6 protein-coding genes are annotated in these 7,603 nt (G+C 70.6%); 2 read left to right on the top strand and 4 right to left on the bottom strand.

Annotated features, from left to right (window positions below):
• Together EHS43_RS31895 and EHS43_RS31890 are read left to right on the top strand one after the other, a co-directional pair.
• Window positions 1–987 (top strand): LLM class flavin-dependent oxidoreductase (locus EHS43_RS31895; RefSeq protein WP_260470803.1); only part of this gene is annotated, 987 nt, incomplete at its 5' end.
• 31 nt (window positions 988–1,018) lie between these two features.
• Window positions 1,019–1,672 (top strand): HAD family phosphatase, encoded by a 654-nt coding sequence (locus EHS43_RS31890; RefSeq protein ID WP_125194157.1) that lies wholly within the window; start codon window positions 1,019–1,021, stop codon window positions 1,670–1,672.
• Here EHS43_RS31890 and EHS43_RS31885 read toward each other — a convergent pair.
• The 4 genes from EHS43_RS31885 to EHS43_RS31870 all read right to left on the bottom strand — a co-directional run bounded on the left by EHS43_RS31885 (window position 1,669) and on the right by EHS43_RS31870 (window position 7,561).
• Entirely contained in the window at window positions 1,669–3,405 is a 1,737-nt protein-coding gene (locus EHS43_RS31885) for an RICIN domain-containing protein (RefSeq protein WP_125194159.1), read from the bottom strand. The two genes, EHS43_RS31890 and EHS43_RS31885, sit on opposite strands and share 4 nt — an antisense overlap.
• Before the next feature lie 88 nt (window positions 3,406–3,493).
• A complete protein-coding gene (locus tag EHS43_RS31880) occupies window positions 3,494–5,620 on the bottom strand; it encodes a beta-galactosidase (RefSeq protein WP_125194156.1) in 2,127 nt (708 codons plus the stop codon).
• Window positions 5,621–5,663: 43 nt separating this feature from the next.
• On the bottom strand, window positions 5,664–6,623 hold the full coding sequence (locus tag EHS43_RS31875) for a carbohydrate ABC transporter permease (protein WP_125194155.1): 960 nt from the start codon (window positions 6,621–6,623) through the stop codon (window positions 5,664–5,666).
• Entirely contained in the window at window positions 6,620–7,561 is a 942-nt protein-coding gene (locus tag EHS43_RS31870; protein WP_221740777.1) for a carbohydrate ABC transporter permease, read from the bottom strand. The genes EHS43_RS31875 and EHS43_RS31870 overlap by 4 nt, the downstream gene beginning before the upstream one ends.
• Between the last annotated feature and the right edge of the window lie 42 nt (window positions 7,562–7,603).

Raw genomic sequence — 7,603 nt, 5'->3', positions numbered from 1 at the left:
TCCGAGTCCCCCGCAACCCCCGCCCACGGCAGCGTCGGTGTCATGCTTCCGCTCGATCTCCCGGTGGCCGAGGTGCTGCCCTACGTCCGGCGGGCCGAGGACCTGGGCTTCGACCAGGTCTGGGTCGTGGAGGACCTCGGCTGGCGCGGCGGTGTCGCCCAGGCCGCTACCGTCCTCGCGTCGACTACGAATCTCACCGTCGGCATCGGCATCCTGCCCGCCGGCGCCCGCAACGTGGCCTTCGCCGCGATGGAACTGGCGACCCTCGCCCAGCTCCACCCCGGCCGGGTCATCGCGGGCATCGGCCACGGCATGCCCGCCTGGATGCGCCAGGTCGGATCCTGGCCCGCCAGCCCGCTGACGCTGATCAAGGAGTACGCGAGGGCGCTACGCCTGCTCGTCGCCGGTGAGCCCGGCCCCGCCAACGGCCGGTACGTCCGCTGCGAGGGCGTCGTCCTGACCGAGATCCCCGAGATCGCCCCGCCGGTGATCCTGGGTGTTCGCGGCCCCAAGTCGCAGGCGGTCGCGGGCGAGGTCGCCGACGGGCTCCTTCTGGCCGAGCCGGCCGCCCCCGGGTACATCACCGCCTCCCTGGGCAACCTGGGCCCCGCCGCCGCGAACGCTCCGGAGATCGTCGTCTACGACGCCGCGGCCGTGGACGACGACGAGGAGACCGCCCTGACCCGGGTCCGCGCGGCCCTGGAGTCGGTCGGCGAGCCGCAGTGGGCCGCGCACATCGACCCCCTGCCGTTCGCCGGGGAACTGCGCGCACACCGCGCCGCGAGCCCCGACGCCCGGCACTTCGCCCGGACGATGCCCGCCGAGTGGGTGCGTGCGCTGAGCATCGCAGGCACCCCCGCCCAGGCCCGCGCGGCGATCGACGCCCGCCACGCGGCCGGCGCGACCAGCGTCGTCCTCGCCCCGGCGGGTCCCGACCGCCTGGCCGCCCTGGACTCGCTCGCCCGCGCCCTGCCACACCGGCACTGACCCGAACACCCAGAGCCCCGAAGGGATCCGTATGTCCACCGACCGCCGCCGCATCGTGCTCTTCGACCTCTTCGGGGTCATAGCCCGCCACCAACGCCCCGGCGCCCTGGAGAAGATGGCCGCCCGCTGCAACACGGCCCCCGACGCCTTCACCAGCGCCTACTGGACTTACCGCCCGCCCTACGACGCCGGCCGGCAGACCGCGTCCGCGTACTGGACCGACGTGCTGCGCGCGCTGTCCCGGCCCGCCGACACCGACACGATCGAGGAGCTGCGGCTCACCGACATCGACAGCTGGTCCCGCGTCGACGACAGCATGGTCACCTACGTACGGCAGCTGCGGGACCGGGCCCGGGTCGCCCTGCTGTCCAACATCCCCGCGGACCACGCGGACGCCTTCCTCGCCGCCCAGCCCTGGCTGCACGACCTCGACCACCTGGCCTTCTCCGGCAGGATCGGCGTGGCCAAGCCCGACCCGGCCGCCTTCCAGCACTGCGTCGTCGCTCTGCGGGCCGCGCCCGCCGACTTCCTCTTCGTCGACGACCGCGAGGAGAACGTCCGCGCGGCGCAGGCGGTCGGCCTGAACGGGCACGTCTTCCGCACCCAGGGCCTCCTCGCGGAGGTCGTCGACACATGGCTGCCGGTGGTGGTCCGACGTCACCGCCGGACCACCACCACCGCCTAGCGGACGAGCTTCCAGTCCTGTGAGCCGTCGCCGGCCGCGTTCTGGAGGGTCAGCGGTGCCCCCGCGGAGGCGCCGGTCAGGTAGAGAGCGCTGTTTTTGACGGCTTGGAACCTGTAGTAGCCGTCGGAGGTCTTGACGAGGTTCCAGCTGCCCGTCGAGCTGTTGTCGACCCACTGGCCGATGCGCTGCCCCACGGTGGCGTTGCCGGTCCAGATCGCGGCGGCGCGACCGCCCGACCTGTTCAGCAGGGTGGTGCCGCCGTTCGGCTCGTCCACCACGTGCCACTGCTGGGTGTCCGGGTCGGCCGCCGCCCCGGAGTCCTCCAGCACCACGTCCGGCGTGTCCCCGTTGCCGAGGTTGGCGTCGTTGGTCCTGTTGCCCGTGCCGATCACCTGGCCGGTCTTGCGGTTGACCAGCCGGTAGTAGGTACCGGCCGTCTCGCCGAGGTCGACCTCGGCGAAGGCGATCGTGGAGGTGCCCTGGTTGTTCAGGATCGCGATGCGGCCGGTGCCGTCGACGTACTGGAGGTTGCGGCTGTAACCGGCCTGCGAGGTCGTCTGGTATTCGGTCCACACGCCGTCGCTGCGGCCGCTGTCATTGACCCACACGTCACCGCTGTTCGCCGCGTTGTAAACGAGCCGCCCGTCGGGCAGCCGGATCAGCACCGGACTGCCGCCGCCGGTGAGCGGACGGGAACCGGAGACGACCGGCAGCGAACCGACCGACATTCCCGTCTGGCTCCCCTTGAAGAACTTCAGCGGATCGTCGGCGATGACATAGCGGGTGTTGGCCCCGCCGCCCCAGTACTCGAAGGTGAGCATCCAGCGGCCGTCCGACGTGGGGACTACGTTGGTCATGCCCGGCCGACCGCCGCCTATCTCGGTCTTACCGCCGCCCATGTCCTGCACCGACCCCGAGACATCGACGACGGGGTCGCTCCAGTCGGAGCTCTTCCCGTTCCAGGTCCGGTGCACGAGGATCTGCCCGTGCGAGTCGGTGGCCGTGTCGTTGACCGGGTCCCTCCTGGGCACGCCGGTGACCGGGTCGAAGCCGACGTAGTCGGTCTCGTCGGAGTAGTAGCAGACAAGCTTGCCCTTGTAGACCATCAGGTACGGCTCCCACAGCGGGTCCACCTGCTGGTACTTGTTCGCGGCGGCGATGTTCTTGCCGACCGCCCCCGCGCTGCCGCCCTGCCAGCCGCCGGTCGCCACGATGTTCTGGATCTTCCAGCTCCTGCCCTGGTCGGTGCTGGAGTACAGGGCGATGGCCAGATCGCTGCGGTCGCCGTCGTTGGACGGCGTCCAGTTCGGGTCGGCCGCCTTGTGCTCCTTGTAGTAGTAGTCGTCACCGGAGACGACACTGGCCAGGAGCAGGGTTCCGGCCTTCAGCCCGCCGACGCTCTTCGGCAGGACGTACAGGTACGGGTTGGTCCAGTTGCTCGTGTACTTGGCGTACCTGGGGTCTTTGGAGAGGTACGCCGGTGCCTTGACCTCGGACAGCGGCTGCCAGCTCGTGCCGTCGTCGTCGCTCTTGTAGACCGGGAGGGTCTGTCCGGCCGCGCTGCCGGAGGACGCCACGACGGTCGACTTCTCGAACGAGGCGACCAGCCGACCGCCGGGGAGCTGGGCCGACTTCGGGTAGACCGCGCAGTTGCCGCGCCCCTTCAGGCACGGCTCGCTGCCCAACTGGTACATGGTCCCGCCGGTCGGGTTGTACGCCTGTGCGCCGGCCATCGAGCCGGTCAGCAGTGCCGCCGCCGCAAGAGAACTGCCCAGCGCCTTCGCTGTGGTTCTTTTCTTCACTGCCCCTCCTCGGGGGATGTCACGGTGTTGCGGTGATGAGCACGCGGACGTCCCAGGGACCGAGAGCCAGCTCCGTGCCGGCGGGAACGGACGTGCCGTCCAGAACGTCGGAGAGGTCGACCGGGACGCTCGCGCGTGCGGACTCCCAGCTCCAGTTGTGAACGATGTGGACCCGACGGCCGTCGGGAGAGGTGCCGGTCGTCGCCGTGACCGACGCGGGCAGGTCCTGCCAGGCGTGGCTCGCGGTGGGCGCCAGCCACTCGGCGAGCACGCGGGCGAGGTCGCGCCCCGGCGCGGTGCCGACGGTGGTGACCCGGCCCGCGCCGTGCACCCGGCTCGTGATCGCCGGCCACCGGCCGAAGTGCGGGTGGTCGTAGCTGGCGAGCACCTCCGCGTCGGTGGGGTTCAGGCACTCGATCCAGTGGGTCGCGGTCGCCGACTCGGTCAGCCGCAGCGGGCTGTCCGGCGCCGGGCGCACGGGCACGTCCTGGTGCAGATTGCTGAACTCGTCGTACGTCACCCCCGCGGCGGCCGCGAGACGGCCGGGGGCCGGGTTGATCCGGGCCCTCGCCTCGTGGTCGGCGTATCCGGTCCGGGGACCGAGGACCAGGTGACCGCCCGCGTCGGCGTAGGCCGTCAGCCAGTCGAGGGTGGCGTCGTCGACTACGTACAGGGCCGGGACCACGAGGACCGGGTGGCGCCGTACGGCCTCCTGTGCGGTCAGGTCCCCCAACTGCCGGGCGTGCACGATCCGCACCTGGCGGCGGGCGTCGAAGGCGCCGCGGTAGAAGGGGTCGAGGAGCCGGTGGTAGGCGGCGGCGTCCGGACGGCCGTCGGGAGTGGCGAGCGGCGGGTACTTCTGCATGAGCCACTTGCTCGGCGTCGAGTAGACCAGCGTGAGGTCGGCGTCCGGTTCGAGACCGGCGACCAGCGGGCCCGCCTTCTCGAACTCCGCGCCCAGCCGGGCCAGTTCGGCGTAGGTGCGGCCGGGCTTCCCGGTGTGCGGGAGGACTCCGCCCCAGTAGGTCTCGGCGCCGAAGCGCAGGGTCTGCCACTGCCAGTACTCGATCATCCGGGCACCGCGCGCCACGTGCGCCCAGGCGGCCTGGCGCCACTGGCCGTCGTAACCGGGCCGGTTGTCCCAGGCGAAGCCGATGCTCTGGGCGTTGGTCTCGGTGACGAGGAAGGGCTCCTGGCGGGAGGAGAACATCCAGTCGGCGGTCTGGTACATCGACCAGACGCCGGTGGTCTTCCAGATCTGCTCGTGGGTGTCGGCGGTGGGATCGGGCAGCAGCAGGCCGTCCTGCATGTCGTAGTACGGGTTGCCGGAGGCGATGTCGAGGCGGGCGGCGAGCTCGTCGTCGGACACCCCCTGGCGGGTGTACGAGATGCAGGTGGTGACGAACTGCCCCTCGCGCGCGTACTCGCGGACAATGTCGGCCTGCCAGCCGATGAACTCGGTGACCTGGCGGGCCTGGAACTCCCGCCAGGCGACGTCGTACTGGGGCTGTTCGTTGCCGTCGGGCGTCCACAGGTCGGACCAGTCGGACAGCCGGTGCGACCAGTAGACCAGGCCCCACTCGCGGTTGAGGGTCTCGACGTCTCCGTACTTCTCCCGGAGGTGGTCCACGAACCGCTGGAAGACCCCGCGGTTGTGGAAGAGGTGCAGGCCGGGTTCGTTGTCGACCTGCCAGCCGATGACCGCCGGGTGGTCGGCGTAGCGTGCGGCGATCTTCCGGATGACCCGCTCGGCGTGGAACCGGAACGCGGGGTGCGTGAAGTCGATCTCCTGCCGGGCTCCCCAGCTCATCCGCTGCCCGGTCGCACGCTCTGCGGTGATCTCCGGGTACTGCCGGGCCAGCCACTGCGGTGCGGCGTACGTCGGCGTGCCGAGGATGACGGAGATGCCGCGTTCGTGGGCGCCGTCGAGGACGGGCTGGAGCCAGTCGAGGTCGAAGCTGCCGTTGCTCGGCTCCCAGGTCGACCACACCGACTCGCCGACCCGGATGACGTTGAAGTGCGCTTCGGCCATCAGGTCCAGGTCGGTCTTCAGCCGTTCGTCGGGCTGGAGTTCGGGGTCGTAGGCGGGCGTGTACTCGTGGTAGTACGCGGCGCCGAACAGGACGCGGGCAGGCAGAGCCGCCATGGGGGGAACCTCCGGAAGACGGGAGAGAAGGGAGAGGTGTGCGCTACTGCTTGACGCCGCCTGAGGCGAGGCCGCTCTGCCAGTACCGCTGGAGCATCAGGAACGCCACGACCAGCGGGACGATGGAGATCAGGGAGCCGGTCACCACGAGCGCGAGCATGTCGCTGCTGGCGCCCGATCCGCCGTTCTGCGCCTGCGCGGCCCAGGAGGACAGGCCGACCGTGATCGGGTACAGGTCCGGGTCGTTGAGCATGATCAGCGGCAGGAAGTAGTTGTTCCAGGTCGCCACCAGCGTGAACAGCAGGACCGTCGCCAGGCCGGGGCCCAGCAGCCGGAGCACGATCCGGAAGAAGATCCGCAGCTCGCCGGCCCCGTCGATGCGAGCGGCCTCCAGGATGCTCTCGGGCACGGCGTCCTCGGCGTAGACCCTCATCAGGTAGAGGCCGAAAGGGTTGACCAGGGAGGGCAGGATGACCGCCCACGGGGTGTTGACCAGGCCCGCCTTGGCGAAGAGCAGATAGGTCGGGATGGCCAGCGCAGTGGCCGGGACCATGACGGCGCCGACCACGAGGTTGAAGGCGGCCCGGTCGCCGCGGAAGCGGAACTTGGCGAACCCGTACCCGCCGGCCGCCGCCAGCAGTGCGGCGCCGACGGAGCTGACCCCCGCGTACACGGCCGTGTTGAGCAGCCAGTGCACGAAGACGCCGTCGTCCTGGGTGAAGGTGTCCTTGACGTTGGTCAGCAGCTGCGGGGCGTGCGAGAACCACAGGCCGAAGCTGTTGAACAGGTCCTGGGTGCTCTTGGTGGAGGCGATGACCAGCCAGAACAGGGGCAGCAGGAAGTAGGCGAGGGCGGCCAGCATGGCGATGGTCAGCGGGGTGCTGCGCCGGGGACCGCGCGGGCGGCGCCTCGGCAGGGCGGCACGCGCCGGCTTCGCGGTCGGGGTCACCGGCGGCGGGGTCGCCCGCATGAGCGAGGCCGAGGGCTGGGGAGTAGTCGTCATGACGTCCTCCTGCGGTTCGCGGTGAGCAGGACGGCGTAGGAGACGATCACGATGACGAGGCCGAGGAGGAAGGACACCGTGGCCGCGTAGTTGACCTGCTGGCCGGTGAAGGCGAGGGAGTAGGCGTAGAGGTTGGCGGTGTAGGAGCTGCTGATCACGTCGGGGGCGACCTTCATCAGCAGGTTGGGCTCGTTGAAGAGCTGGAAGCTGCCGATCACCGAGAACAGCAGGGTGAGCAGCAACGCCGGGCGCAGCGCGGGGAGTTTGATCGACCAGGCGATCCGCCAGGCACCGGCGCCGTCCATGGCGGCGGCCTCGTACAGCTCCGTCGGGATCGTGCGCAGGGCGGCGTACAGGATGATCATGTTGTAGCCGACGAACTCCCAGGTCACGATGTTCGCGAGGCTCCCGAGCATCCAGCCGTCGCTGAGGAACCGCGGCACCGGCAGGCCGAGGTTGCGGCTGAGCTGGGCGAACGGGCCGAAGTCCGGGCCGTACAGGTAGCCCCACATGAGGGCGGCGACCACGCTCGGCACGGCGTACGGGACGAAGATGCCGAGGCGGATCACCCGGGCCAGTCGCAGCAGGCCGCTGTCGAGCGCGAGGGCGAACAGCAGGGCCAGCAGCAGCATCAGCGGGACCTGGATCACGAAGAACAGCGCGACGCGTGCGACACCGTGGATGAGCAGCGGGTCGGTCACGGCCTGGACGTAGTTGTCGAGGCCGACGAAGACCGTCCCGCCGATCAGCCGCTCCTGGTAGAGGCTCAGGTAGGCGGCGTAGCCGAGGGGGGCGAGGAAGAGCAGGAGGAACAGCGCCATGAAGGGGGCGACGAACAGCGGCCCTGCCGACCGGCGGTGGCGCCTGCCGCCGCGCGCGGGGCGGGTCGGCCCGTCTCGGCGCCGGCCTTTGGGGGAGGCCGCGGTTGTGGCAGTCATCATCGGGCCTTTCTGAGGGAGGGTGCGGGCGCTGGAGGGAGG

The organism is Streptomyces sp. RP5T, from assembly GCF_003933965.1.
Taxonomy (GTDB): domain Bacteria; phylum Actinomycetota; class Actinomycetes; order Streptomycetales; family Streptomycetaceae; genus Streptomyces.
The sequence above is the reverse complement of the archived record's forward strand: the minus strand, read 5'-3'. Positions and strand labels throughout refer to the sequence as shown.

What these genes read in the sequence shown, in the direction of transcription:
- EHS43_RS31890 (WP_125194157.1), top strand. Translation starts at nt 1,019, where the DNA reads ATGTCCACCGACCGCCGCCGCATCGTGCTCTTCGACCTCTTCGGGGTC.
- EHS43_RS31885 (WP_125194159.1), bottom strand. Translation starts at nt 3,405, where the DNA reads ATGGCCGGCGCACAGGCGTACAACCCGACCGGCGGGACCATGTACCAG.
- EHS43_RS31880 (WP_125194156.1), bottom strand. Translation starts at nt 5,620, where the DNA reads ATGGCGGCTCTGCCTGCCCGCGTCCTGTTCGGCGCCGCGTACTACCAC.
- EHS43_RS31875 (WP_125194155.1), bottom strand. Translation starts at nt 6,623, where the DNA reads ATGACGACTACTCCCCAGCCCTCGGCCTCGCTCATGCGGGCGACCCCG.
- EHS43_RS31870 (WP_221740777.1), bottom strand. Translation starts at nt 7,561, where the DNA reads ATGACTGCCACAACCGCGGCCTCCCCCAAAGGCCGGCGCCGAGACGGG.